Below are 25,506 nucleotides of genomic sequence, written 5' to 3' on the forward strand. Positions count from 1 at the left end.
TTATTTCACTATACAGTTCTACTTATTAAAGCGATGGGCGCACAAATTTTTCACGAGCCCACATGCGCGTTTTTGCTGCCGCCACAAAGTCTTTCAACTTATCCGTGGATATGACAGCAGCATCTTTATTGATGCCTGCTACATTCAGCAGGATCTCGCCACCCGCATCATAAGCAATCGCTTTCAAGTGGCTAAATGCATCCCTGACAAAGTCGCAGGCCGCCATATCCCCTACCAGTTTTTTTGCCGATTCGTCAGTGAGAACAACAACGATGGCATCAAATATCACCGACGGGCTGCCTGCCAGTTGTCCATCTATTTTGGCTTCTGTGCCATCGGACAAATGTACGCCATTGATACGAGGTGCGATGATCTTGCACTTGGCATCAGCGCTGGCCACAGCAGCTTTTACTTTTTCCAATATCTTGGCATCTGAGCCTTCGGCAATGAGTACACCGACCACACGACCTGCCAGGGTGGCTTTCATTTTATCGATCAATCGCAAGGCTGGTGATACGGGCAAATCCTGTACTGTTACCATGGTGGCAGGTGCCGCGGGTAACTCCTTGATGCCCAGGCCATGGGCCAGGCGTTGTGCCAGTTCTTCATCGATATGCCGCATATGACCGACCATCGCCAAACGTATATGCGGATGCTCGACTTTTGACAATTCAAAGACCAGTGCCGCAATAATATGTGCTTGCTCTGTTTCGTCCTGGCTGGCAAAAAATTGACGTGCCTGGCTGTAATGATCTGCAAAACTTTCAGGGCGTATCCGGCCTTTGTCACCTGCCACAGGCTCTGCCACGCTGTTAAAACCTGTCAATGGCTGTTCGCGTGGCGCGTCCTTTGCCAGCGTGTTTGGCTCATACGCAACCCTGCCTGTAGGGCGCGCCATTTGCATATGACCATCACGCTGGTGATTGGCCAATGGACACTTTGGTGCATTGACAGGAATCTGGTGAAAATTAGGTGAACCCAATCTGGACAACTGCGTATCGAGATAAGAAAATAAACGCCCCTGTAATAATGGGTCATTGGAGAAATCAATGCCGGGGACTATATGCGATGGGCAAAACGCCACTTGCTCTGTTTCTGCAAAGAAGTTATCTGGCCACCTGTCCAACACCATGCGCCCTACGACAGTCAGTGGCACCAGTTCCTCAGGTATGAGCTTAGTGGCATCGAGATGATCAAACGGGAATTGATCTGCTTCTTTTTGCGTGAATAGCTGCACCGCCAGTTCCCATTCAGGGAAGTCGCCTGCAGTAATGGCTTCAAAAAAGTCACGCCTGTGGAAGTCAGGGTCAGCACCGGCAATTTTAACTGTCTCATCCCAAATGGTGGATTGCAACCCTGCTTTTGGACGCCAGTGGAATTTCACGAAAGTGGCTTCTCCATCCGTGTTAACGAGCCGGAAAGAATGCACGCCAAAGCCCTCTATCATGCGCAATGATCTTGGCAGTGTGCGGTCTGACATGATCCACATCACCATGTGCATGGCTTCTGGCGTCAGTGAAATGAAATCCCAAAAGGTATCATGTGCAGTTGCTGCTTGCGGGAAGCCACGATCAGGTTCCATTTTTACGGCATGGATAAGATCAGGAAATTTAATGGCATCCTGGATAAAAAAAATTGGAATGTTATTGCCTACCAGATCCCAATTACCTTCGGATGTATAAAATTTGACTGCAAAGCCGCGTACATCCCTGGGTGTATCAGCAGAACCAGAGCCACCAGCTACTGTAGAAATGCGTGTAAATACCGGTGTTTTGAGGCCAACTTCAGTCAGGACTTTAGCCGTGGTATATTTTTCCAGCGAATGCGTCAACTCAAAATACCCATGCGCGCCAGTACCACGCGCATGCACGATACGCTCAGGTATACGTTCATGATCGAAATGGGTAATTTTCTCTCTTAAGATGAAATCTTCCAGCAGCGTCGGTCCTTTGACACTGGCTTTCAGGGAATTTTGATTATCTGCAATGACGAGACCTTGATTGGTCGTCAATTCTGGATCAGTTTTCCCAGCAATCTGATGTAGTTCCCCCCCATTGCCAATCAAGCTTGTCGTCAGATTTTTTGCAGCCTTGATTTCGGCTGGGGCTATGCTCGTGTTAGTTTTAGACATGATAGGCATTCTACAAAGGATCGATTTAGACGCGATGAAAATCAGGCATTGATCAGATGAACGCTTAATTTTTACTACTTTGACGATAGACCAAAATAACGTAATCATTTGTTCGGAAGCACACATACAGATCAAAGATTACATAGAAATTACGTATTATTTTCTATGATTTTTTTCGGGACTTTTCGTTTCAGGTTTAAAAAAAGCGGACTGCTTTTCGCAGTCCGCTCTTGCAATAAAAATTTCCTATTGCTCTTACAAGAAGTCAAGAAACACTTGCCTCGGATGTTGACTTGATATCCTCGGCTTCCGCTTTTTTGTAGATGTCTTTTGCGATATTGGCCTGATCAGAATTATCGGTATGAACTGAGATTAGAACATTGCCACCGCGAATCTTCCCGTCATACAGTTTTGCTTCATATTCAGGGATGCCCATACCGACCAGGCCGCCTATGATGCCCCCGGCAGCGCCCACCAATGCAGCACCACTCAAGGCGGCCATGATAGGTCCTGCAGCGATGAAAGGCCCCACGCCAGGGATTGCCAGCGTACCTATACCTGTCAACCAGCCCAATATTGCACCTACCCCCATACCAGCCGCCCCCCCAGTGGCAGCACCCTCAGGCAATTTGGTATTTTGCTCGTGTGCAAAATCACGTGTACCAGTCTGGTCAGGAAACAAGACTGAGATATCACCGCTGGGAAATCCTGCAAGTTTCAAATTATCGACAATAGTTTCTGCCTGAACACGATTTGTTGCGATACAGTAGATTGCGGTTTTCATTTGTATTCCTTAGAAAAATTTAATTGCTGGCATTACTTGCTTGGCATACTTACCCAAGCTCAGTTGGTTTTAACATCCAGTGAATTATTAATGGAACTCACACCTTTGACAGCCTGGACAATTTTTTCGACTTTCAATTTTTCATCTGCAGTTTTTACCGGGCCGCGTAAAGTAACATTGCCTGTATCCACCATAATCTTGATGTTATGCGCCATCAAAGACAGCGATTTGTCATGCACGACCGAGCGCCTGACTGCGGCAAGAAGAGTGCGATCGTCTTGCGTAGTGAATTGATCTTCTGGTGTCTTATTCCCGGCATATTTGTCACGGCTATTGATCGCCGAATTATCGACATTCGATGCGCTCTTGCCCTCAGTAACCACTGGAGGAACCGGGTCCGCTGCAAGTCCTGTAACTGGCATCGCGACAAAACACAATAGCGAGACAACCCCCATCCGATTAAGTATCCGTCCCATTCATCTCTCCTGATTAAGTCCGTTGCGGACAAGTAGCGATAGATTAAGAAAATTAGTCCGCTGCATCTGTGCGGTAGGTCACACGCAAGAAAAATCATGCACATAGAATTTGCATGCGTCAGAAAACCGACCCGAACTTCAGATATTATTGGCGCCATTCCTTGACAAAAAGATTGCCGCACGGACGCTTATTTCAAATGCCATGGGCAATGAAGCAGTCGTTCAAGTAGTGGGATGGAATGTTGCCTGAACGCTGACTGGCAGTCAGATTTCTCTTACCAATCAAGTTGCTATTGTCCGGTGTTTAATGTGCTGAATTCTATTTATTGCGACAGCTCTTCTGAACTATAGATGCCATCATTTTTCTGCACTGCTGGTGCGATTGAGAAAGTACACAAGCAGTTTGTCTTTTCAGGATAGTTATCAAGAGAAATTTTATTTGGTTTCCATTGTTCAACGAAAAATAGAAACCTGCCTGCGCTCAGCCAACAACAAGATGTTCTGTGTATTGCAGTGACGACATGCATTTAAAATATGGAAGAACACAACAAAAATTTTCGGCCCTTGTATTCTTTCAGCTAGTGGACTATCGCGAGCATTTGCAAGGCAGCCTCTGATACTTATGTATGATCCCATGCCTTTTCAGCTGAGCCTTGATGAAAATGAGTATTATACTATTGTCAATATAGCCACCTTGATGTCGCACCAAAATAGAAGACATTCATTTTCCATCGTTTGAGAACAACAAAAAAACCACGCTACGGTTAGCCACAATGTGATCTGGCACGTTTCTTGATATGCTGTATTGGAACCGTAACCAAGAGACTAGAACATGGCCAAGTTTTTCAATGAAATGCACGCCTATGATGCCGGTGCGCAGGGCGGAGAATTGACGCGGGAACATTACCGCGAGTTTTGCAACTGGCTGGCGCAGCAGCCCGCCGAGAGGTTGAAGCGCAAGCGGGCCGAGGCTGACCTGAGCTTTCGCCGGGTGGGGATTACCTTCGCCGTGTATGGCGATGATGCGGGTACGGAGCGGCTGATCCCGTTTGACATTATCCCGCGCATTATCCATGCGGGTGAGTGGGCGCAGTTGCAAAAGGGACTGGCGCAGCGGGTGCAGGCGCTGAACATGTTCATTCATGATATTTATCACGACCAGAATATCATCAAGGCGGGCATCATCCCGGCTGAGCAAATCTATAAAAATGCCCAATATCGGCCTGAAATGCAGGGTATTTCAGTCGCTTCTGACATTTATGCCCATATTGCTGGTGTGGATATTGTGCGGGCTGGCGAGGGAGAATTCTACGTGCTGGAAGACAATTTGCGTGTGCCATCTGGCGTGTCTTATATGCTGGAAGACCGCAAGATGATGATGCGGCTTTTCCCTGAGCTGTTTGCGCGTAACAAGATTGCGCCGGTTGATCATTATCCTGACATGCTGCTGGATAACCTGCGCTCAGTTGCGCCTATGGGAGTGGATAACCCTACCGTAGTCGTCATGACACCGGGCATGTATAACTCAGCCTATTTTGAGCATGCCTTCCTGGCCCAGCAAATGGGTGTGGAACTGGTCGAGGGCCAGGATTTGTTTGTGAATGACAATGCGGTCTTCATGCGCACTACGCGTGGCCCCAAGCGGGTGGATGTGATTTACCGCCGTATTGATGATGATTTTCTTGATCCGCTGGCTTTCCGCCCTGACTCTTCTCTGGGTGTGCCGGGCTTGCTGTCAGTCTATCGCGCTGGCCGCGTGACGCTGGCGAATGCGATAGGCACAGGCGTGGCAGATGATAAATCGATCTATCCATTTGTGCCGGACATGGTCAAGTTTTACCTGACGGAAGAGCCTATCTTGAATAACGTGCCGACTTACCAGTGCCGCAAGCCCGAGGACTTGTCTTATACGCTCGCGAATCTGGGTGATCTGGTGGTCAAAGAAGTGCATGGCGCTGGCGGCTATGGCATGCTGGTGGGCCCGGCTTCGACCAAGGCGCAGATAGAAGATTTTCGCCAGCGTTTGCTGGCCAAGCCCGATGGTTATATTGCCCAGCCTACCCTGGCATTGTCGGCCTGCCCGACCTTTGTTGAGAACGGCATCGCCCCGCGCCATATTGATTTGCGGCCCTTTGTCTTGTCTGGCAAGACCATCTCCATGGTGCCAGGAGGCCTGACGCGGGTGGCCTTGCAGGAGGGTTCGCTGGTGGTGAATTCTTCACAGGGTGGCGGGACGAAAGACACCTGGATATTAGAAAATTAAGTCGGGAGAGAGATATGCTAAGCCGTACCGCTGATCATTTGTTCTGGATGGCGCGCTATACCGAGCGTGCTGAAAACACTGCCCGTATGCTGGATGTGAATATCCAGACCTCAATGTTGCCACAGTCTGCTGAAGATGCTGAGCGCGGCTGGCGGGCCATGCTGGGTATCTCTGAATTGCAATCTGCCTTTGACCATCAATATGGTTTGCTGACGAAGAAGGATGTGCTGGACTTCATGGTCAGGGACCCGATGAACCCGTCCTCCATTGCCTCCTGCCTGAAAGAAGCGCGTGAGAATGCACGTGCAGTGCGCGGTACGCTGACAACCGAGGTGTGGGAAACCCAGAATGCCACCTGGCTGGACATGCAAGATAATTTGTCGCACACGATACTGGAAAACGACCCCAGCCAGTTTTTTGAATGGGTCAAGTACCGCTCGCATCTGTCACGTGGCGTTACGCTGGGCACCATGCTCAAGGACGAGGCTGTGCACTTTATCCGTCTGGGCACTTTCATCGAGCGCGCTGATAATACGGCACGGATACTGGACGTGAAGTTCCACGGTGCCAAGGAAAACGGGCGCGGCAATGACAGCCTGCAAAGGGATTTTTATTACTGGGCGGCGCTGCTGCGCTCAGTGTCCGGCTTTGAGATTTACCGCAAGGTCTACCGCGATGTCATCACGCCTGAGCGGGTGGCAGAATTGCTGATGCTGCGTGGTGATATGCCACGTTCCTTGCTGGCCTGTATGGACGAAGTGGTCGCCAACCTGAAAGAGGTACGTAATGATGTGTCTGCCGACACTGAGCGTTTTGCTGGTAAGCTGCATGCAGAATTGCAATTTGCCCGCATTGAAGAGATTTTGGCAGAAGGTTTGCATGACAATCTGACGCGCTTCCTGGAAAACATTTTTGACCTGGGTAATCGCGTCAGCCGCGATTTCCTGGTGCCGCTGGCAGCTTGAGAAAACCATATCATGCAACTTTTTATACGTCACGAGACCATCTATCGATATTCGGCCCCGGTGACTTACACCATACAGCAATTGCGCCTGACGCCGCGTGCCGAACTGCATCAACATGCGATCTCCTGGCAGATCAAGACTGCAGGGCAGCGCCATGCCTATATTGATGCCTATGGCAATCCCTCACATACGCTGACCATCACCGGCCAGCACCATGAGGTTGCGATTATTGCCGAGGGCGTGGTTGAGTTAACGAATCCTTACCAGGGACGCATCACTGACCCGGACACATTTTCACCACTGGTATTTACCGTACCAACCAGGTTGACTGAACCAGTACCAGCGATCATGGACTTTGCACTCCAGCATTTACCGGACAGCGGCAAGACCACAACGGCTGCACTATTAAACCTGGCGACGCACATTCGTGGTGCAGTCGAGTACCAGTCTGGTGCAACCATCGTCACGACCAGCGCCAGCGATGCCTTGCAACTGGGTCGCGGTGTCTGCCAGGACCATGCCCATATCATGCTGGCCTGTTGCCATGCACGCGGCATACCGGCACGTTATGTTTCTGGCTATATCGACCCTGAATCAACCGGCCACGCCGACAGCCACGCCTGGGTGGATGCCTGGGTAGAAGACAGCGACTATAGCGGCTGGGTCAGCGTCGATGCCACCCATGCCGCCTTGATGACGGATGCTTATTGCCGTTTGGCGATAGGCCGCGATTATGATTCTGCTGCGCCTGTGCGGGGAGTGCGCCGTGGCGGCGGGCTGGAGACTTTGAGTGTCACTGTGCAAGTAACGCCACGTTGAGTGACGTTGAGGCATTGCCCTGTTGGCAATCCAATATGACAAGCGTATTTCAGCGTCCCGCTTTCAGGTAGAATAAGTGTTTCGATAGATCAAGAATCCGTACTATGACTTACTGTGTTGGCATGCGCCTGGACGCCGGGCTGGTGTTTCTTTCTGATTCACGCACCAATGCAGGCGTTGATCATGTGGGTACTTTCCGCAAGATGTCGGTATTTGAAAACCCTGGCGACCGCACCATGGTGCTGATGACGGCAGGTAATTTGTCGATTTCGCAATCCATACGTCAACTGGTCTCCGATCACATAGACGCCAAAGGCAATAGCATCTGGACTGCGCCAAATATGTATGAAGCCGCCCGCATACTGGGCGAAGCTGTACGTACTATCCATCACCGCGATGCCAAGTCGCTGTCTGAGTTTGGCATCGATTTTAACGTCAGCCTGATTTTTGGTGGCCAGATCAAGGGGGAGCGTTGCCGTTTGTTCCAGATTTATTCTGCGGGCAATTTCATTGAGTCGCACAATGAAAATACTTATTTCCAGATCGGCGAAGCCAAGTATGGCAAACCCATCCTCGATCGCGTCGTCACCCCGGCCACACCACTGGATGAAGCGGCCAAATGCGCGCTGATCTCCATGGACTCTACCCTGCGTTCAAACATCTCGGTGGGTCTGCCGCTGGATTTGCTGGTGTATGAAAACAATACACTGGCCATCACCCGTTTCGTCACCATCGATGAAAAAAACCAGTATTTCCAGATGATACGCAACACCTGGGGCCAGCAATTGAAATCCGTCTTTGAAAGCATAGACGACCCGGTCTGGAACGCCAGCCCTGAGGTGCAGGGCAATGTCTTGTCAGCCACCAATATGCACAGCAAACCGGTGCGTGTAGCCGTGCCGCCAGAATTGCTGGACGCCACGATTACACCGTCGCCTTTGCAGGCTTTGGCGCAGCAGTCTGGCAATAATAAACAGGCTTAAAGCTTCATCAAGGCATAACTAAAACTTGCTTATCCAGTCAAGTACAGACACCAAACCTCCTGATACTCAACGGCAAAACGTACTCTTGTCCCGCTCAGCAATCGCTCTGTCATTGGCATCCGTCTTGGCACCGTTTCCGTGTACTGCCTTGCCGCTCAGGATGTCCTTGGCCAAGGCGCAGCGTGACACGTCGTTGTCATTGCGATAGTCGGTGGCTTCCGACTGCTTGGCTGCGCTTGCCTTGGCAGCCTTGGCAGCTTTGGCGTCTGCTTCCTGTTTTTCGATTTGTCGCTTGCGGAATTCGATTTCTTTGTCTTGCCAGTTTTGTGCCGGCGCTGCGTTCGCAGATTCAGGTGGGGGTTTTATTTTTACCTGTTCTACCTTGGCCTTGCCGGCATCATCCTTTTTTTCGGAATAATGCGTTTTACCATTGGCATCAACCCATTTATAGATTTCTGCATGGCTGGCAGAAGCGGCAAATAACAGCGCCAGGCATGCTGCCTGCAGGCTGTGTTGTAAGGTGGTACGTGTCATTTTTAAAATTTCCGCTAAAGGTGCCGAACAATATCAGAGCTGGTTTGCATCAACAACTCACTCTCATCCATGATAGGCATTATTTCTTGGTTTTGGTATGGCGCCAGGCACAATCGGCCGCGTGATCATTCACCATGCCTATGGCTTGCATATAGGCATAGATGATGGTGGAGCCAACAAATTTGAAGCCGCGTTTCAGTAAATCCTTGGAGATGCGGTCAGACAATTCCGTGGTGATAATGCGCTCGCCGCTATTGATGATGGGCTTGCCATCGACATAGGCCCACAGATAGGCGTCAAGGCTGCCTTGCTCTTCACATAGTCGCAGATAGGCTTTGGCATTGGTGATGGTTGCCGCCACCTTGAGGCGGTTTCTGACTATGCCGGGATTGGCCAGCAGGGTGGCGACTTTGGCATCGTCGTAACTGGCGATTTTTTTGGCATCCCAGCCATCAAAGGCTAATCTGTAGTTGTCACGCTTATTGAGTATGGTTTCCCAGGAGAGGCCTGCTTGTGCGCCTTCGAGGTTGAGCATTTCAAATAGTTGCACTTCATCATGGCAGGGCACGCCCCATTCATGGTCGTGATAGTGCAGATAAAGGGGATTAGAGGTATTGGCCCAGCTGCAGCGTGTCTTCATATGTAAAAAACCTGGTGGAGTAAGATATGATATGGAATAAATCAATTTTTAACAAAATTTTTCAATTCAAATTGACATTCTACTTATTTATCATAGAATCGTCGTTCGTCATCAGATAGTGGAACCATCATGTTGAGTTTTAAGCAAAGCAGCAAAAATCTGTTCGCCTTATCCGCAGTGAGTCTGATCTTGACCGCCTGTGGCGGCGGCAGTAACCAGGATGCCAGACAGGCAGCAGTGTCACCAGCCCCGCCTATGCAGGCGGCGCCTGCCAGCGACGATGTCATGAGTTTTGTCAACAAGCGTCAAAACTATATCATCTCGCGCCTGGGCTCCACTTATGTCGTGGTTGACATGTCAGGCGGCGCGGCACCTGCCAGTGTCCCGGCCAATATCAAGGTACTGCAATTTGCTGATTTCCGCGTCAATCTGACGATAGGTGACAAGGCGAAACTGCTTTCCACCACCGCCCTGAATAACCTGATTGATCTGTACGTGGCTTTTTTCAACCGCGTGCCTGATGCCGATGGCTTGTCTTACTGGATAGACCAGGTTACAGCCGGCATGACAGAAGCGCAAATTGCCGAGAGTTTTTATCTGGTGGCACTGCAGTCACCAGCGTTGACTGGCTACACCAGCAGCATGAGCAATGACGACTTTATCCGTATCATTTATAAAAACGTGCTGGGCCGTACTGGTAGCACTGCCCCCAACGCAGCAGAAATAGATTACTGGTCCAGCCAGCTCAGGAATGGCGTCCCCAAGGGCAGCATGGTCAGGGCCATCCTGGTTTCTGCGCGTGAATATGCCAATGATGCGACCTGGGGCTGGGTCACCAGCTTATTGAACAACAAGCTGGATGTGGCAAATTATTTCGCCGTACAACAGGGCCTGAGTTACCTGACGCTGAATGACAATATCAGCAAGACCGTGGCACTTGCATCTGCGGTCACCAGTACCTCCACATCACAGGCACTGGACCTGATCGGCGTCAGCGGCAATACCCTCAACCAGAATACGTCGGGCAGCAATGGCAACAACAGCAACTATGGCACGCCAGCCAGCCTTGCCAATATCTGTACCCCGAACGGTGAAAAGGACTGGGTGCGCGCGCATCTGGATGATATCTATTTATGGTATCGCGACATCATCAATGTTCCGAAAGAAAGCTACTTTAATCCCCAGGATTATTTCCAGGCCCTGATCGTCAAATCCAAAGACAGGTTCAGCTTCACTGATACGCAGGGCAGCATAGATGATTACTTCCAGACTGGTGCCGATGTCAGTTTTGGTTTTAGCCTGACACGCGACAGCGGTGGCATACGGGTGCGTTATGTACAGCCTGGCTCTCCTGCTGACCAGGCACAGATCAAACGGGGTGCCACGCTGGTCAGCGTTGATAACTCCACCATAGGTACTTACCTGAACGATACACAATACAACGCTGTGTATCCCAGCAAGGCAGAAACCCATAGTTTCCAGATCAGGGATAGTGGTTCATTCAGCAACCGTGCTGTGACGATGACTGCAACCACAGTCACGACTGCGCCAGTGCTGCAAAACCAGGTGCTGAATGTGAATGGCAAGAAAATAGGTTATATGGTCTTCACTGATCATATACGCACGGCAGAGGCACCCCTGGTCAAGACCATCACCGAGTTCAAGCAGGCAGGTGTCAGCGAGCTGGTGCTGGACTTGCGGTATAACGGTGGCGGCTACCTGTATATCGCCAATGAATTGTCCGCCATGATTGCTGGTAGCAAGGTCACTGACAAAATATTCGAGAAGCTGCAATTCAATGACAAGCATACTGACCTGACGGCAGACAATATCTCGTATTTCTACGATACCGATTCCAACAACCGTCCATTGCCGCAACTTAACCTGTCGCGTGTATTCGTGCTGACTGGCAGCAATACCTGCTCTGCCAGTGAGTCCATCATCAATGGTCTGAAACCTTTCATGCAAGTGATTTTGATCGGTGACACAACCTGCGGCAAACCCTATGGTTTCATCCAGACCAACAACTGCAAAACTGCCTATTTCGCCATACAGTTTGCAGGTGTGAATGCGCTGAACCAGGGCGATTTCACCAATGGCTTCACACCAACTTGCCAGGTATCTGACAGCTTGAATTATCAGTTGGGCGATCAAAGCGAACCACGCCTGTCAGCAGCGCTGAAATATGTCAGCACCGGTTCATGCCCGGCAGCAGGATTCAACCCTGCACCACCACCGGCAGCATTTGATCCGGTCAAGGACAGGGAACCTCGTCCATGGCGTAACAACAAGCTGTTGAAAGTTAATGCTGAATTCAGATAAAGTCAGCAACAAACAAAAAAGCACACCTCGGTGTGCTTTTTTGTTGTGTAAAGATTGTTGATTAATTCAGACAGAAAATGCATTCAATGCATCACCACCTTGCGCATTTTTTGTGAGATATACGCCAGGCTGACCAGGCTCATCAAAGCGCACACCAGGAAAGCAATGCCAACTGCCACGGTGCTCAGGGTTTCGCCTTTCAGCACCTGGTTCATCATCTGATTTTGCGAGAGTACCGGCACCCACTGGAACCAGGCCGGTTCACGACCAGGAAAAAGGATGGGGACCAGTGATACAAAGGGGATGAACATCGTCACCATCTGATTGCGGACCTGGGCTTCCTTATAGCTCTTGCAATCGAGAGAGACAGCAATTTGTATCGCTGCCATGCTGGCAGCCAGCGGCAATAGAACCAGCAGGAAACCCATGGCATCCTTGAAGTTGAACTGGAACTCGGCACGCAGGGTTTCGTTGTGGATCAGCCATTGCGAGGGGAAGAAGCTGAAGATGGTCAGCACCACCACGCCCATGCCGACAATGGCAACGGCGCCCCATTTGCCGATAGTCAGTTGCCAGCCGGTGACAGGATTCATCATCAGTGGCTCCAGCGAACCACGTTCTCGCTCACCTGCCGTCGTATCAATGGCAGCATACATGCCGCCCAGCACGATGGCCATCAAGACCATCATGGGCAGCATGGTGGTGATGGTGGCTTTGCGTTCTTCCGGTTTTTTCAGGTGACGTTCACGCACTTCTATACGCTGCAATAGCTCCATGGAGACGCCACGCATGGCGAGGCCCATGGTGGCGACTTCCTGAGAATAGCCGTCCAGCAAACGGCGCAGGGGGCGCACGCCAAATTCTGCCTGGCGGTTGGAGGTATCAAAGGCAATCTCCAGCATGCCCTTGTCCCCCGTCGCCAGCTTTTCATCAAAATTGTCAGGGATCAGCAGTACAGGTTGGTCAAGCTCCTTGCTCTGTGACTTGGCGGCGTAGTCGTCAGGCGCAGTCTTGATTTGGTAACCCTGGCGCTGGATAAAATTTTCCAGGCCACGGGCATGTTCTATGCCCTTGACCATGACGGTACGTTTTTCTTCCTGCGACTCGACTTGCGACAACACCACGGAAAAAATCAGCAACATCAAAGGCACACCCAGCAAGGAGCTGATCAATGCCACCAGCAAGGTGCGGCGGTCACGCAGGGCATCGCGCAATTCCTTGCGCAAAATAGCTAAGGTTGCTTTCATCAATTGACTCCTGTCAGGGACTTTTGTGGATGCAAAAATGCCAGCTTGACGAATGCATCTTCGAAATTTTTTTCACCGGATTGCTGTAGCAATTCATCGACCGTGCCATGGGCCACGTCCTTGCCGTCGGCGACGATGACGACCTGGTCGCACAGGCGTTCAACTTCCTGCATGATGTGGGTAGAGAAAATGATGCACTTGCTGCCACCTTCTGGCGAACGCAGGAAGCGCAGGAATTCCCTGAGGGCACGGGTGGCCACGACATCAAGACCATTGGTGGGTTCATCGAGGATGATGTTCTTGGGATCATGCACCAGGGCCCTTGCCAGCGCCGTCTTCATGCGTTCGCCCTGGCTGAAACCATCGGTGCGACGATCAAGCAGTTTGTCCATGTCCAGCCATTGCGACAATTGTCTGGTGCGTTGCTCAGCATGCTCATTGTCCATGCCATGTAGCACACCATAGTATTGAATGTTTTCCCTTGCGGTCAGGCGTGGATACAGGCCACGGGCATCCGACAACACACCCATATGGGATTGGGTGGACGAAGTGCCAGCCTTGACGGTAGCACCATCCACCTTGATCTCACCTTTGTCGGCCTGCAGCAAGGCGGCAATCATGCGCAGTGATGTGGTCTTGCCAGCGCCATTCGCACCCAGCAAGCCAGTGATGCAGGCATCCTGTGCGCTGAAGCTGACGCCATTCACTGCCTTGACGACTTCTCGGTCTTTTTTCATCAGCCCCAGAGTGCGGGCAGTCTGGACCAGGGCATTGCCTGAGGATTTTCCCAGACGCACAAATTCTTTATGCAAGTCATTGACGATAATCATGGCCTGGCCTCCTTGCCAGCTTTGTTGGCAGAGGGCGGCACAGGTGCCTGCCAGGCCAGGGCGCGCGGTATCTGGCGCACACAGGCTGTGTCCACCTTGACTGCTTCGCTATCTTCCTTGGCGTTCAAAAAACGGTGCACAACATCACGCACGCAGCCTTGCGCGAGCAGGCCGTGGCCCGTGTTTTCTATCTGCACATGACGGGCGTTCGACCCCAATGCCTTGGCGACTTCTTCACCATGTCTGATTGGGGTGACCGGGTCAAGACCACCGCTGAGCAGCAAGGCGGGTGACGCAGCTACCGGGATAGTGAAAAAAGCTGCGGGTATCTCCGCACGTGGCCAGTTTTTACAAGTCCGGGTATACATGTCTGCCATGAGCTTTTCAAAATCATCATTGGCTGGCAAAGTCGCAGACTGGGCAAAGGCTTCACCGCACCAGACCGAGAAATGCATGCCATAAGAAATACCGCCAGGACCAGGCAAGGTCGTCGCGCCGCTCATGGTAATCAGTGGTGCGTAGTTGCCCTGCTCTGCCTGCGTCAATGCATATGGCAAGGCGGCCAGTGAATTGGGGCTGTACAGGGTTTTATGCACCATGCCAAGCAAGCCATCCTTGGTCATCTCCAGTTTCATGGTTGTGCCCATGCGCGGATGCGGCAGGCTGATTTTTTGTGGCTGGCTGGCCAGTAATTTTTTCCAGCGGTTTGCCAGATCAGGATAACTGATGTTGCAGGTTTCTTCTTTTACGCAATCCTTGAACAAGGCATCGAGCGCCTTTTGCGCATCAGAACTGGCCAGGCGCATGCTGGGTGGCACCACACCGTCGAACACGACGCGACGCACGGCTTGTGGATATTGACGCAGGTATTCCAGCCCGGCACGAGTGCCGTACGAAGCACCAACCAGATTGATGCGGCCATAGCCTTGCTGCAGGCGCACGGCTTCCAGATCTTGCACTGCAATGCTGGTGCTGAAGTATTGCAACTCGCCATAAGGCAGGGTTTGCAACTGGCGCATGCAGTCATTTGTCATGTTGACTTTTTGCTCCGGCGTCAGGACTTCATCGGCTTTTTCCAGCATCGGGCATTCCAGCGGCGCGCTGCGCCCTGTGCCACGCTGATCGACAAACACGAGATCGCGGCGGCGATTGAGACGCGCCATCAGGGCCGTACCCCAATTCGATACGCTGATGGCACTTTGACCTGGCCCGCCCGCCAGCAGGAAAACGGCATCCGGCAATTTGTTGCGGTCTTGCGATGGCACCACGACATAATGGATATCGATCTGCTTGCCTTGTGGCTGCGCCGGGTTTAGCGGTCTTTGTATCTGGCCGCATTGCACTTCCTGCGGAAAGTCCGGCAAGCGGCAAGGCTTGGTGGTGGCCGGAGCGGCAGCATTGGCGTAGCCTGCCACCGCAATGCATAGTGCCAGCGCGGACATCAGCCTGAGCATGATTTTTTTATTCAAAGTGGTCTCCTGAAATGCCATTATTTTAGAACTCATTTCATCAATAGGAATGAGATGCGTTTGCCTCATAACGTGGGCTGGCAAGGCGGACGAGGCAGTTAATAGCTTTGCCTATTGACAACGAGTCCAACGCAGTCCAGCGCGCGTTATGAGGCAAACCCTCCGGGAACTGACGATTTGGGCGCATTGCAGCGTTGCGCCCCTCGCTAAGGCACCAGCCTTAGCAGCGGGTCACGCCTTGCACTGCATCCCAAATCGTCTTGTTCGCACTCATCCCTATTGATGAAATGAGTTCTATTAGCAAGCTCAGGAGTCTAAGCGTAATTGTTTAATCAGTAAATGCCAGACTTGCTTGCGCGCCAAAAGAAGTCAGCAAAGTCTTGACAGGCGCAGGCAAACCCAGTTGTGCGGCATCATCAAGTGCATGCCAGCCATGCTCACTGTCTGCGACTTCCAGATGGCGTTTTTTGAGTTGCACATGCACAGGCAGGATATGCAATTTGAAGTGGGTGAAGACATGGGCAAATACAGGCAAGACCTGAATGCTGGCGATATCGCCGAAGCGACTGGCGCGCGCGCGTACGGTCGTCATTTGTGCATCGACTGAGAAAGTATCCTCAGTAGTTTCTTGCATGCCAGCCAGCTCCGGCAGGGACAGCAAGCCACCCCAGATACCGGTGGGCGGCCTGCGTTCCAGCCAGACTTCTGCGCCGTCCTGCAACAGCAGCATGATGACCTGTTTTTCTTTTTGCGCTTTTTTTGGTTTGCGTACCGGCAGCTCAGCTGTCCTGCCTTGCGCATAGGCGACGCAACGTGGCTGGAAGGGACATTGCGGGCATTTTGGGCTGCTGCGCGTGCATACAGTAGCGCCCAGGTCCATCAAGCCCTGCGTGTAAGCGCCTATGTCCTGTGCTGGCAATAAAGCCTGGGCGCGCAACCACATATTGTCTTCAACGGGTTTGGTACCGGGATAACCATCTATACCAAACACGCGGGCGAACACGCGCTTGACGTTGCCATCCAGAATTGCCGCTACTGTGCCGTAAGAAAACGCCGTGATTGCCGCAGCAGTAGAGCGGCCTATGCCAGGCAGCTCTTGCAGCGCTGCAGGGTCCGCCGGGAATATGCCCTGGTATTTATCCACCACCTGTTTGGCACACTGATGCAAATTGCGGGCGCGGGTGTAATAGCCCAGGCCACTCCAGTGTTCCATGACTTGCTCCACCGGTGCTGCGGCCAGGTCAAACACAGTAGGAAAAGTTTCCAGAAAACGCTGGTAATAAGGGATGACTGCCGTCACCTGTGTCTGCTGCAACATGATTTCAGACAGCCAGACGCGATAGGCTTCACGGCTTTGTTGCCAGGGCAAGCCATGGCGGCCATGCTGTTTTTGCCAGGTAACAAGCGTTACAGAAAAACCGGGGTCGAAATACGGAGAGGTAGCAAACTGAGGCTGACCCTGAGGGTCAGCCTTACTGCCTGATGCTGTGGACTTCATTATTTCAGGCGGCTACCCTGAGTGCAGTCAGCTCTGCAGTCAATGCTGTTTTCAAGCCATCTTCCAGATCGGTCAAGGCCTTTTTCTGTGCATCAATATCTGCCTGCAAGCTTTCGAAGGAACCTATCTTGTCTTCCAGGCTGTCGGTAGCCACATGGATACGCTGTATCGATTGCATGCGGTTTTTCAACTGGCCCTTGTGTTCACGTATCTGTGCTTCCAGCGGCGCCATGACGACTTTTTGCCAGGCTTCCACATCGCGGTTGGCTTGCAGGAAGCTTTGCTTGACGCGGGCTGCAACAGAATCAAAGAACTTGTGCATCAGGACTACTTGCGGCGTGGTCAGCAATGTCGCCGTGCTGAACTGCTTTTGGTAAACCCCTTCGATAGCTTCGATTTCCTTGATGTATTTATCCAGCGAGAATGACATTGGTGCAGATAAGGCCAGGCCATGTTCAGTCGAAAACTTGCGGTACATGACCGTCATCATTTCCGAAATTTCATCGGTCTTTCTATTCGAGGTCTGCAGGTTCAGTTTAATCTGGGCAAAGAATTGCCTGACTGACTCACGCAAGCCGATAGAGAATTTGCTCTTCTCCATGGCGTCACGCGATTTGCGGATTTCTTCACGCAGGATATCCATGCCCAGGCTGGTATACACCTCGGTAGACAAGCGAGTGAAGACGGCGCGCGTACCCTGCATGCGCAGGAGGCTGGCATCGAATTCTTTTTTCTCGGCATCGATACGCTTCATCATGTGTTCGATGACATTCATATTCTTGCCGCGCAGGCTCTTCAATTCCATCATCTGCTCAACCATACTGCGGCTGCGGGAAGAGATAACTGCCTGTTGCGCCTGGATGATTTCATTGATTTCTGAGGTCAACTGGGCGCGGATGATGTTTTGCTTGGCTGGTATCAATTCCTTGGACAAGGCATATTCCAGCGTAGGCAGGCGGCTGCGTGCCAGCAAGGGTGCATCCTTATTGATCTTGGCAACCAGGCCTTTTTGGGCCGAGATTGGGAAAATCTGCTTTTCTTCCAGACCAAGCGTGTGGGCAACAGTGCTGACCTGACGGACGATTTGCGCTTCCACTTCTTCTGGCGTGCGCAATTCATCCCACATGCTGTCGATCTTGTTGAGCACGACCATGCGGCCAGGGCCATTGCCGATATTATTGCGCCAGACATCTATATCGCTCTTGGTCACGCCAGTGTCGGCAGCCAGGATAAACAAGACGGCATGCGCATTCGGGATCAGGTTCAGCGTCAGTTCAGGCTCAGTACCTATCGCATTCAAGCCTGGTGTGTCGACAATGATCAGACCTTCCTTCAACAAAGGATGGGGGAAATTAATAATGGCATGACGCCATTGGGAAATCTCTACCAGGCCATTTTCGTCGATTTCCAGCGGCGCATCGGGGTCGTTCTCATCGAACAGGCCATATTGCTTGGCAACTTCTATGCTGACTTTCTTGGTCAGACTGACTTGCTTGAAAGCTTCGAGCATGCCGTCGCCAGAATTGATATTCAGCGGCAGCACCGTCCAGACATGGCTTTGGCCTTTGTATTCACTGGTCGATTGCGCTTCGGCGCGGGTTTCTATCGGCAGCAGGCGTATGCAGGGCGGGATGGTGTCATCGTACAAAAGCTCGGTCGGGCACATGGTAGTGCGGCCGGCAGATGACGGTAATATGCGTTGGCCATAGTCTGCAAAGAAGATGGCGTTGATGAGTTCGGACTTGCCGCGTGAAAATTCAGCAACAAAGGCGATGGACAGTTTGTCGTCAACCAGACGCTCCATCAAGCGTGCAATACGCTGATCACTGGCGGCATCGGCCATATCCGATCCATGTATCCACGACCGGTACTGCTCCAGCGCTTTGACCACTCCTTTGCGCCAGTCGCTGTACTCCTGGAATTTCTGAACCAGATTGCTCATGTTCCCCTCAGTTAACTTTTTTGATATTCCAAGTATATATGGAAGCGTTAAAAAAATACGTCTAAATCGAATTTTGCTTACATTTCAGCCAGATTTGTGGGTTTATTTCTGACATTTTGCACAATAGAAGCTACTACGTTGTCCTTGTTTTATCTGTTTGACAGGCTCGCCACAGACCCGGCAAGGCTCGCCAGTACGGTCATACACAAAATAAGATTGCTGAAAATAGCCACTTTGTCCATCCACACCAATGAAATCCTTGAGGGTGCTGCCACCCTGCTCTATGGCAGCTGCCAGGGTTGCGCGTATGGCCGCTTCCAGTAAAGTATAGCGCTTCAGGCTGATGCGTCCAGCCTGAGTTTTAGGATTTATGCCTGCTCTGAACAGGCTTTCTGATGCATAAATATTACCAACACCGACCACGATGTCCCCGGCCAGCAAGACTTGCTTGATGGGCGCACTACGTTTTCTGGTCAATTTATACAATAATGCTGCACTAAAATCGGTTTCCAGCGGCTCTACGCCCAACTTGCGTATCAGCAGATGCTCTTCCAGGTCGCCATCGGCGGCATCATGCCAGAGCACGGCACCAAAGCGGCGCGGGTCTGTCATGCGCAAGGCGAAATCACCGACAACAATATCAATATGATCATGCTTTGCTGGCAGCACATCTTTGCCCAGCACACGCAAATGGCCTGACATACCCAAGTGAATGAGTACAGTACCGCGCTGGAAATGCAATAAAAGATATTTACCCCGCCGCCCGGTCGCCAGAATTTGCTGACCACTTAGCAAGGCAGGTAAATTTGCCGGAAAAGGCCAGCGCAAGCCGGCACGGCGCATGATCACATCGGTGACCTGCTTGCCATTCAGATGCGGCTCTACGCCGCGACGGGTCACTTCTACTTCAGGTAATTCTGGCATGGAGGGGAACTTTTACCATTACAATTTGACACAGTGTATAAGCGCTGGCGAACCTACAGTTGTTCTGCTTTAGCGTAAAATCAATTATCAACGTCAAATCCGGATTCGTTTTGAAAACACTGCCTACTTTATTATTCAAGCCTATTGTATCCGCTATTACGGCTGCCTCGCTATGGCGGCCAGCCACGATACTGTTAAGTGCGGCACTGGTCGGCGGATGCGCGACGACTGGCAAGCAGGCCAGCGAAGCTGTCGAAGACACTCACCATGTCAGCGATGCGGCCCAGGCGGCCCTGTCTGCCGAAAAAACTCTGCACGGGGTTACCAGCCTGCCCGCCTATGAAGACAAATTGCCGGAAGTGGCCCTGTCAGAAGAATTATTCTACAAAATTATTACCGCAGAAATTGCTTATCAGCGTGGTAGCTGGCAAGGTGCCTACGTAACCCTGTATTCAGTCGCCCAGCAAACCCGCGACCCCCGGCTTGCCCGGCGCGCAGCAGAAATTGCCCTGTCGGCCAAACAATCCGGCGAAGCACTGCAGGCAGTGCGTCTGTGGCGTGAACTGGCGCCCAATTCAAATGAAGCCACTCAGTATTACCTGGGTTTCATGGTAATGAATAATAATCTGGCTGAAATCCAGAGTGTCTATACTGAAAAACTGAAGTCTTCCGACCCCAAGCAACTGGGGGTGACAATGTTGCAAGCCCAGCGCCTGTTGTCGCGTGGCCGTGATAAAAATGCCGCATTCAGCACGCTTGAAACCCTGCTGGAACCGTATAAGACCAGCACAGATGCGCATATGGCACTGGCCCAGGGTGCCTATACCAAGGGCGATAACAAGCGTGCCGTTAGTGAGGCACAAGCAGTATTAAAAGCAAAGCCAGATTCGCAACTGGCGGTGCTGACGATTGCCCAGGCCTCACCACAAGCCGATGCCGCCAAGGCTTTGTCTGCTTTTTTGGTAAAAAACCCTACTGCACGTGATGTGCGCCTGGCATATGCCAGCATACTGATAGACCTGAAGCAGATCGATCAGGCTGCCCATGAATTTGAAACCCTGGCACGCGATAAACCCGATGATGTCAGCGCCATTTACACTCTGGGTGTACTGGCAATGGAGCGTAACCAGTCGCAAAAAGCTGAAAGCTATTTCCTGCAATATCTCAAAGCACTGGAAGGTAAGACAGGCGAAGAACGTGATCCGACCACGGCACTGGTGAACCTGTCGCGCATCGCCGCAGAACGCAAGGACTATAAGGCAGCGCAAGACTGGCTGGCGCAAGTTGAGTCCTATGATGGCCGCAACCCGGCCTGGTTCAATGTACAAGTACGCCGTACTTTCTTGCTGGCGAAAGAAGGCAAGTTGCTGGAAGCACGCGCCTTCATACAGCAAATCAAGGCCAGCAATGAAGCCGAACAAATCCAGTTGATACAGTCAGAAGCACAGTTATTGCGTGACGCAGGTTTGCCGGACCAGGCCAAGACTGTCCTGCAAGAAGGTATCAAGCAGGCACCGAATAACCCGGACCTGCTATATGACTTTGCCATGTTGGCCGAGTCACAAAAAGACATCGCCAGCATGGAAGCATCCTTGCGCAAGGTCATAGAACTGGCTCCAACCAGCCAGCACGCCTACAATGCTTTGGGCTACTCCTTTGCTGACCGCAATGTACAGCTTGATGAAGCTGTCACGCTGATAGAAAAAGCTAATCAACTGGCACCGGATGACCCTTTCATCCTCGACAGCCTGGGCTGGGTCAAGTTCAGATTATCCAGGTTTGATGAAGCCGAAAAAGCCTTGCGCCGTGCTTATCAAATGCGGCCTGACGCCGAGATCGCCACGCATCTGGGCGAGGTCTTGTGGACCATGGGACAAAAAGATGATGCCAGAAAAATCTGGCGCGACGCCCAGAAAAAAGACCCGGATAACACCACCCTGAAGTCGACGCTGGAAAGGTTGAAAGTCAAACCCTGATGCGAGGGCGTGTTGATATAGATACACCCTGGCGGACAGATAATGTCCGCCCTGTTATTTGTAACCACCAGGACTTACGCAAAATTGTCCCGGCAAGCCGTCAGCGACGAAGACAGTACTTTAAGTACGCGGCTCCCAGGAGAGGAGCTGCAACGCAGCTGGGGCGGTTTTGCGTAAGTCCTCACCACCATACAAGCACCATGCCATCAAATACCCGACTCAGCCTGCTTGCCCCAGCCATTTTTTGTACCTTGCTCAGTACTGGCTGTGCGAGCTTGAACAAGCAGGCGCCAGCACCTGCGACGGCTGCAACCAGTACCGCCTCAGCCAGCACCCGGCAATACCAGCAACAGATACAAATCAGCGGCAAGATTTCCATCCAGTACCAGCAAGGCGACAAACCTCAAGGCCAGCATGGCAGCTTTGAATGGGAACAGGATGCCCAGGGCATACGCATCAATTTACTGTCTCCACTGGACCAAACCGTAGCGCGCATTACCGTCAATGCGCAAGGCGCAACGCTGGAACTCGACGGCAAAGCACCGCGCACCGCCAGCGACCTTGACCAGCTCTTGCAAGAAACCCTGGGCTGGTCTTTGCCAGTAGCAGGATTGCGCGACTGGTTGCAAGGCTTTGTCACTGTCGATGGCAAACCAGCGACCACCGTCAAGGCAGAAGACCAGACCCTCACGACCCAAGGCTGGAAACTGCGCTATGCCAGCTGGCATGAACAGCCCAGCTTCCCCAAACGCATAGATCTGCAAAGATATACTGAACAAGCGGGTGATGTTTCCATCCGCATCGTGGTGAATGAATGGAAATGAAACGACTGGACAACTGCCCGGCCCCGGCCAAACTGAATCTCTTCCTGCATGTGACTGGCCGCCGGGCCGATGGCTATCACTTGCTGCAAACCGCTTTCCAACTGATAGACCGCTGCGATTACCTGGATGTGGAAGTGCGTGCCGACGGCCAGATATGCCGCACCAATGACATAGAAGGCGTGCCTGCCGACAGCGACCTCATCGTCCGTGCAGCAAGGCTATTGCAAAGCCATACTGGCTGTCCATTTGGTGCCAATCTGACATTGCGCAAGCACTTGCCCATGGGCGGCGGCGTCGGTGGGGGCTCATCCGATGCGGCAACCACCTTGCTGGCGCTTAATCAATTGTGGGAAACCGGCTTGCAGCGTGAAGAGTTGATGCGCCTGGCCCTGCAACTGGGCGCAGATGTGCCTTTCTTCCTGTTTGGTGAAAATGCCTTTGCTGAAGGTGTGGGTGAAGAATTGCAGGCATTGACGACGCCAGAGGTCTGGTTTGTGGTACTGGAACCGGGCGTACAAGTCCCCACGCCTGCAATTTTTTCGGCAAAGGAGTTGACAAGGGACACAAAGCCCGTCAGAATAGCGGACTTTCCTGGTGATGCAAAGAAAACTTGGAAAAACGATCTGCAAACAGTTGCCTGCGCATTGTTTCCGCAAGTTGATGCAGCCATTCAGTGGCTCTCACAATACGGCGATGCAAAGATGACAGGATCAGGGGCTTGCGTTTTTTGCGCTTTTGCTGAAGAATCAGCAGCTGAGCAAGTGTTAAAGCAAGTACCGGATCGCTGGGTATCATGGAAAGCAAAAGCACTGAGTCGCCATCCGATGGCGCAGAAATTGGGATCGAAAAATATTTGGCTTGAAGCCAGTTTAACGCTAAAATAGCGGCGAACTTGGAAACAGGCAAAACGGTTGTGTAGGGGAGTCGCCAAGCTGGTTAAGGCACCGGATTTTGATTCCGGCATGCGAAGGTTCGAATCCTTCTTCCCCTGCCATTAAATTAAAGCCGCCGCATAGATTGTGCGGCGGCTTTTTCAGTTTTATCAGCGGCTTTTTTTGTGTAAAACCCATGCAAAATAAGCCAGACCCACAAAAATCTCAGCCGATAGGTCCCAGCCATGGCAAATGCGCGCGCAAATGACAACATGATGGTTTTCACTGGCAACGCCAATCCTGCACTGGCTGCCGGTGTTGCCAAACAACTTGGCATTCCCCTCGGTAAAGCAGACGTTTCCAAATTCTCTGACGGCGAAGTCATGGTCGAGATCAATGAAAACGTCCGCGGTAAAGATGTCTTCGTTCTGCAATCCACTTGCGCACCCACCAACGACAACCTGATGGAAATCATGTTGATGGTCGATGCACTGAAACGTGCTTCTGCCGGTCGTATCACTGCCGCTATCCCTTATTTTGGTTATGCCCGTCAGGACCGTCGTCCACGCTCTGCGCGTGTGGCGATTTCTGCCAAGGTGGTTGCCAATATGCTGGAAGAAGCGGGTGTTGGCCGCGTCCTGATCATGGACTTGCATGCAGACCAAATCCAGGGTTTCTTTGATATCCCTGTTGATAATATTTACGCTTCGCCAATTTTGCTGGGTGACCTGGTTGCCAAGAATTACGAAGACTTGCTGGTGGTTTCCCCTGACGTAGGCGGCGTGGTACGCGCCCGCGCCTTGGCAAAACGCCTGGGTTGCGATCTGGCCATCATCGACAAACGCCGTCCAAAAGCGAATGTCTCTGAAGTCATGAACATCATTGGTGAAGTCGAAGGCCGTAACTGCGTCATCATGGATGACATGGTTGACACTGCCGGTACGCTGACAAAAGCAGCTGAAGTATTGAAAGAACGCGGCGCCAAGAAGGTATTGGCTTATTGTACTCACCCCGTCTTGTCCGGCCCTGCGATACAACGTATTTCGCAATCGCCACTGGATGAACTGGTTGTTACTGATACCATCCCGCTGTCTGAAGCTGCCCGCGCCTGCCCCAAGATCCGTCAATTGTCTTGTGACAGCCTGCTGGCCGAGACTTTCCGCCGCATTACCAAGGGCGAGTCCGTCATTTCTTTGTTTACGGACTAAATACGGACTAAATTATTTCCGGCACCATCAATTGATGGTGCTTTTTTCTGGGCCCCTGGTCGCGGGGGTTCAACACCGCAAAACAAATCAATGTTTTGCATTTTTTGGAGTAACACCATGAAAGTTATCGCATTTGCACGCAATGTACAGGGGACCGGAGCGAGCCGCCGCCTGCGCCTTGCTGGCCAAACACCTGGCATCATCTACGGTGGTACAGAAGCCCCAGTATCCATCACTCTGGATCACAATGCGCTGTACCATGCATTGAAAAAAGAAGCATTCCACTCTTCCATTCTGGACCTGGAAGTGGATGGCAAATCAGAAAAAGTATTGTTGCGCGACTTCCAGGTCCACGCCTACAAACAACTGGTTTTGCACGCTGATTTCCAACGCGTAGATCCTAACCAAAAAATCCACGTTAAAGTGCCTCTGCACTTCGTCAACGCTGACGTATCCCCAGCTGTGAAACTGTCTTCTGCAGTGATCAGCCACGTTGCTGTTGAACTGGACGTTTCTTGCTTGCCAGCAGACTTGCCAGAATTCGTTGAAGTTGACCTGTCCAAACTGGAAGCCGGCCAATCCATCCACGTATCTCAACTGACACTGCCAAAAGGCGTGACAGCTGTTGTACACGGTGGTGACGCTACTGTTGCTATCGCTGTTGTGCCAGCTGGCGCAACTTCTGCAGAAGCTGAAGCAAAATAATTTGCATTTATGCAGATTAAATGAAAAGCCGCCCTCGGGCGGCTTTTTTATTTTCTGCTTGAGGGATACTTTATCTGCGTGCCATGTCAGAAAT

Annotated in this window: 21 protein-coding genes and 1 tRNA gene; 11 read left to right on the forward strand and 11 right to left on the reverse strand. The window is 51.7% G+C overall.

Translation table 11 applies throughout. The features are described from left to right. Window positions 1-25: 25 nt before the first annotated feature. From Q8K39_RS16160 to Q8K39_RS16170, 3 genes are all read right to left on the reverse strand, one after another. Window positions 26-2,131: a catalase gene (locus Q8K39_RS16160; protein WP_305261778.1), complete on the reverse strand. Its 2,106-nt coding sequence runs from the start codon at window positions 2,129-2,131 to the stop codon at window positions 26-28. 265 nt (window positions 2,132-2,396) lie between these two features. Beyond that, a complete protein-coding gene (locus tag Q8K39_RS16165; RefSeq protein ID WP_305261780.1) occupies window positions 2,397-2,915 on the reverse strand; it encodes a hypothetical protein in 519 nt (172 codons plus the stop codon). 59 nt (window positions 2,916-2,974) lie between these two features. Further along, window positions 2,975-3,391, reverse strand: coding sequence for a BON domain-containing protein (locus Q8K39_RS16170; RefSeq protein WP_230413885.1), 417 nt, complete (start codon window positions 3,389-3,391; stop codon window positions 2,975-2,977). Between the two features lie 832 nt (window positions 3,392-4,223). Between Q8K39_RS16170 and Q8K39_RS16175 the strand changes: the two genes are divergently transcribed. From Q8K39_RS16175 to Q8K39_RS16190, 4 genes are all read left to right on the forward strand, one after another. Next, the gene (locus Q8K39_RS16175; protein ID WP_305261782.1) at window positions 4,224-5,654 is read left to right on the forward strand and encodes a circularly permuted type 2 ATP-grasp protein; all 1,431 of its coding nucleotides are present in this window, start codon (window positions 4,224-4,226) and stop codon (window positions 5,652-5,654) included. A 14-nt stretch (window positions 5,655-5,668) separates the two neighbouring features. Further along, window positions 5,669-6,619 (forward strand): alpha-E domain-containing protein, encoded by a 951-nt coding sequence (locus tag Q8K39_RS16180; RefSeq protein ID WP_305261784.1) that lies wholly within the window; start codon window positions 5,669-5,671, stop codon window positions 6,617-6,619. Between the two features lie 12 nt (window positions 6,620-6,631). Continuing rightward, window positions 6,632-7,438: a transglutaminase family protein gene (locus Q8K39_RS16185; RefSeq protein ID WP_305261786.1), complete on the forward strand. Its 807-nt coding sequence runs from the start codon at window positions 6,632-6,634 to the stop codon at window positions 7,436-7,438. A gap of 104 nt (window positions 7,439-7,542) precedes the next feature. Further along, window positions 7,543-8,421 carry a proteasome-type protease gene (locus Q8K39_RS16190; protein WP_305261788.1) on the forward strand — a complete coding sequence of 293 codons (879 nt, stop codon included), beginning with the start codon at window positions 7,543-7,545 and terminating at the stop codon, window positions 8,419-8,421. Window positions 8,422-8,487: 66 nt separating this feature from the next. Here Q8K39_RS16190 and Q8K39_RS16195 read toward each other — a convergent pair whose 3' ends face one another. Beyond that, complete coding sequence (locus Q8K39_RS16195) at window positions 8,488-8,955, reverse strand: DUF4124 domain-containing protein (RefSeq protein WP_305261789.1); 468 nt, start codon at window positions 8,953-8,955, stop codon at window positions 8,488-8,490. A gap of 79 nt (window positions 8,956-9,034) precedes the next feature. After that, window positions 9,035-9,595, reverse strand: coding sequence for a DNA-3-methyladenine glycosylase I (locus tag Q8K39_RS16200; RefSeq protein ID WP_305261792.1), 561 nt, complete (start codon window positions 9,593-9,595; stop codon window positions 9,035-9,037). Window positions 9,596-9,724: 129 nt separating this feature from the next. On the opposite strand from Q8K39_RS16200, the gene Q8K39_RS16205 reads away from it, so the two are divergent. Then, entirely contained in the window at window positions 9,725-11,917 is a 2,193-nt protein-coding gene (locus Q8K39_RS16205; RefSeq protein ID WP_305261794.1) for a S41 family peptidase, read from the forward strand. Window positions 11,918-12,000: 83 nt separating this feature from the next. Here Q8K39_RS16205 and Q8K39_RS16210 read toward each other — a convergent pair whose 3' ends face one another. The 6 genes from Q8K39_RS16210 to mutM all read right to left on the reverse strand — a co-directional run bounded on the left by Q8K39_RS16210 (window position 12,001) and on the right by mutM (window position 19,827). After that, the gene (locus Q8K39_RS16210; RefSeq protein WP_305261796.1) at window positions 12,001-13,164 is read right to left on the reverse strand and encodes an ABC transporter permease; all 1,164 of its coding nucleotides are present in this window, start codon (window positions 13,162-13,164) and stop codon (window positions 12,001-12,003) included. Continuing rightward, on the reverse strand, window positions 13,164-13,994 hold the full coding sequence (locus Q8K39_RS16215; protein WP_305261798.1) for an ATP-binding cassette domain-containing protein: 831 nt from the start codon (window positions 13,992-13,994) through the stop codon (window positions 13,164-13,166). Before Q8K39_RS16215 ends, Q8K39_RS16210 begins: the two co-directional genes overlap by 1 nt. After that, on the reverse strand, window positions 13,991-15,463 hold the full coding sequence (locus Q8K39_RS16220; protein ID WP_305261800.1) for an alpha/beta hydrolase: 1,473 nt from the start codon (window positions 15,461-15,463) through the stop codon (window positions 13,991-13,993). Before Q8K39_RS16220 ends, Q8K39_RS16215 begins: the two co-directional genes overlap by 4 nt. Before the next feature lie 328 nt (window positions 15,464-15,791). Beyond that, window positions 15,792-16,961: an A/G-specific adenine glycosylase gene (gene mutY, locus Q8K39_RS16225; protein WP_305261802.1), complete on the reverse strand. Its 1,170-nt coding sequence runs from the start codon at window positions 16,959-16,961 to the stop codon at window positions 15,792-15,794. Between the two features lie 4 nt (window positions 16,962-16,965). Then, window positions 16,966-18,903, reverse strand: a complete 1,938-nt coding sequence (locus Q8K39_RS16230; RefSeq protein WP_186955998.1) for a dynamin family protein — start codon at window positions 18,901-18,903, stop codon at window positions 16,966-16,968. 102 nt (window positions 18,904-19,005) lie between these two features. Beyond that, window positions 19,006-19,827 (reverse strand): bifunctional DNA-formamidopyrimidine glycosylase/DNA-(apurinic or apyrimidinic site) lyase, encoded by an 822-nt coding sequence (gene mutM, locus Q8K39_RS16235; protein WP_305261805.1) that lies wholly within the window; start codon window positions 19,825-19,827, stop codon window positions 19,006-19,008. 110 nt (window positions 19,828-19,937) lie between these two features. Here mutM and Q8K39_RS16240 point away from each other — a divergent pair, with 110 nt between their 5' ends. From Q8K39_RS16240 to Q8K39_RS16265, 6 genes are all read left to right on the forward strand, one after another. Further along, window positions 19,938-21,803, forward strand: a complete 1,866-nt coding sequence (locus tag Q8K39_RS16240) for a tetratricopeptide repeat protein (RefSeq protein WP_305261807.1) — start codon at window positions 19,938-19,940, stop codon at window positions 21,801-21,803. Between the two features lie 200 nt (window positions 21,804-22,003). Beyond that, window positions 22,004-22,627 (forward strand): lipoprotein insertase outer membrane protein LolB, encoded by a 624-nt coding sequence (lolB, locus tag Q8K39_RS16245; RefSeq protein ID WP_186956000.1) that lies wholly within the window; start codon window positions 22,004-22,006, stop codon window positions 22,625-22,627. Next, window positions 22,624-23,511, forward strand: coding sequence for a 4-(cytidine 5'-diphospho)-2-C-methyl-D-erythritol kinase (gene ispE, locus Q8K39_RS16250; protein ID WP_305261816.1), 888 nt, complete (start codon window positions 22,624-22,626; stop codon window positions 23,509-23,511). The genes lolB and ispE overlap by 4 nt, the downstream gene beginning before the upstream one ends. A 33-nt stretch (window positions 23,512-23,544) precedes the next feature. Then, window positions 23,545-23,621: transfer RNA gene (locus Q8K39_RS16255), tRNA-Gln, on the forward strand. A 123-nt stretch (window positions 23,622-23,744) separates the two neighbouring features. Beyond that, window positions 23,745-24,707 carry a ribose-phosphate pyrophosphokinase gene (locus Q8K39_RS16260; RefSeq protein ID WP_186956001.1) on the forward strand — a complete coding sequence of 321 codons (963 nt, stop codon included), beginning with the start codon at window positions 23,745-23,747 and terminating at the stop codon, window positions 24,705-24,707. A gap of 117 nt (window positions 24,708-24,824) precedes the next feature. Beyond that, window positions 24,825-25,412, forward strand: coding sequence for a 50S ribosomal protein L25/general stress protein Ctc (locus tag Q8K39_RS16265; RefSeq protein WP_186956002.1), 588 nt, complete (start codon window positions 24,825-24,827; stop codon window positions 25,410-25,412). Window positions 25,413-25,506: the final 94 nt, after the last annotated feature.

The sequence above is a fragment of the Undibacterium sp. genome, assembly GCF_030683615.1.
Lineage (GTDB): Bacteria > Pseudomonadota > Gammaproteobacteria > Burkholderiales > Burkholderiaceae_D > Undibacterium > Undibacterium umbellatum.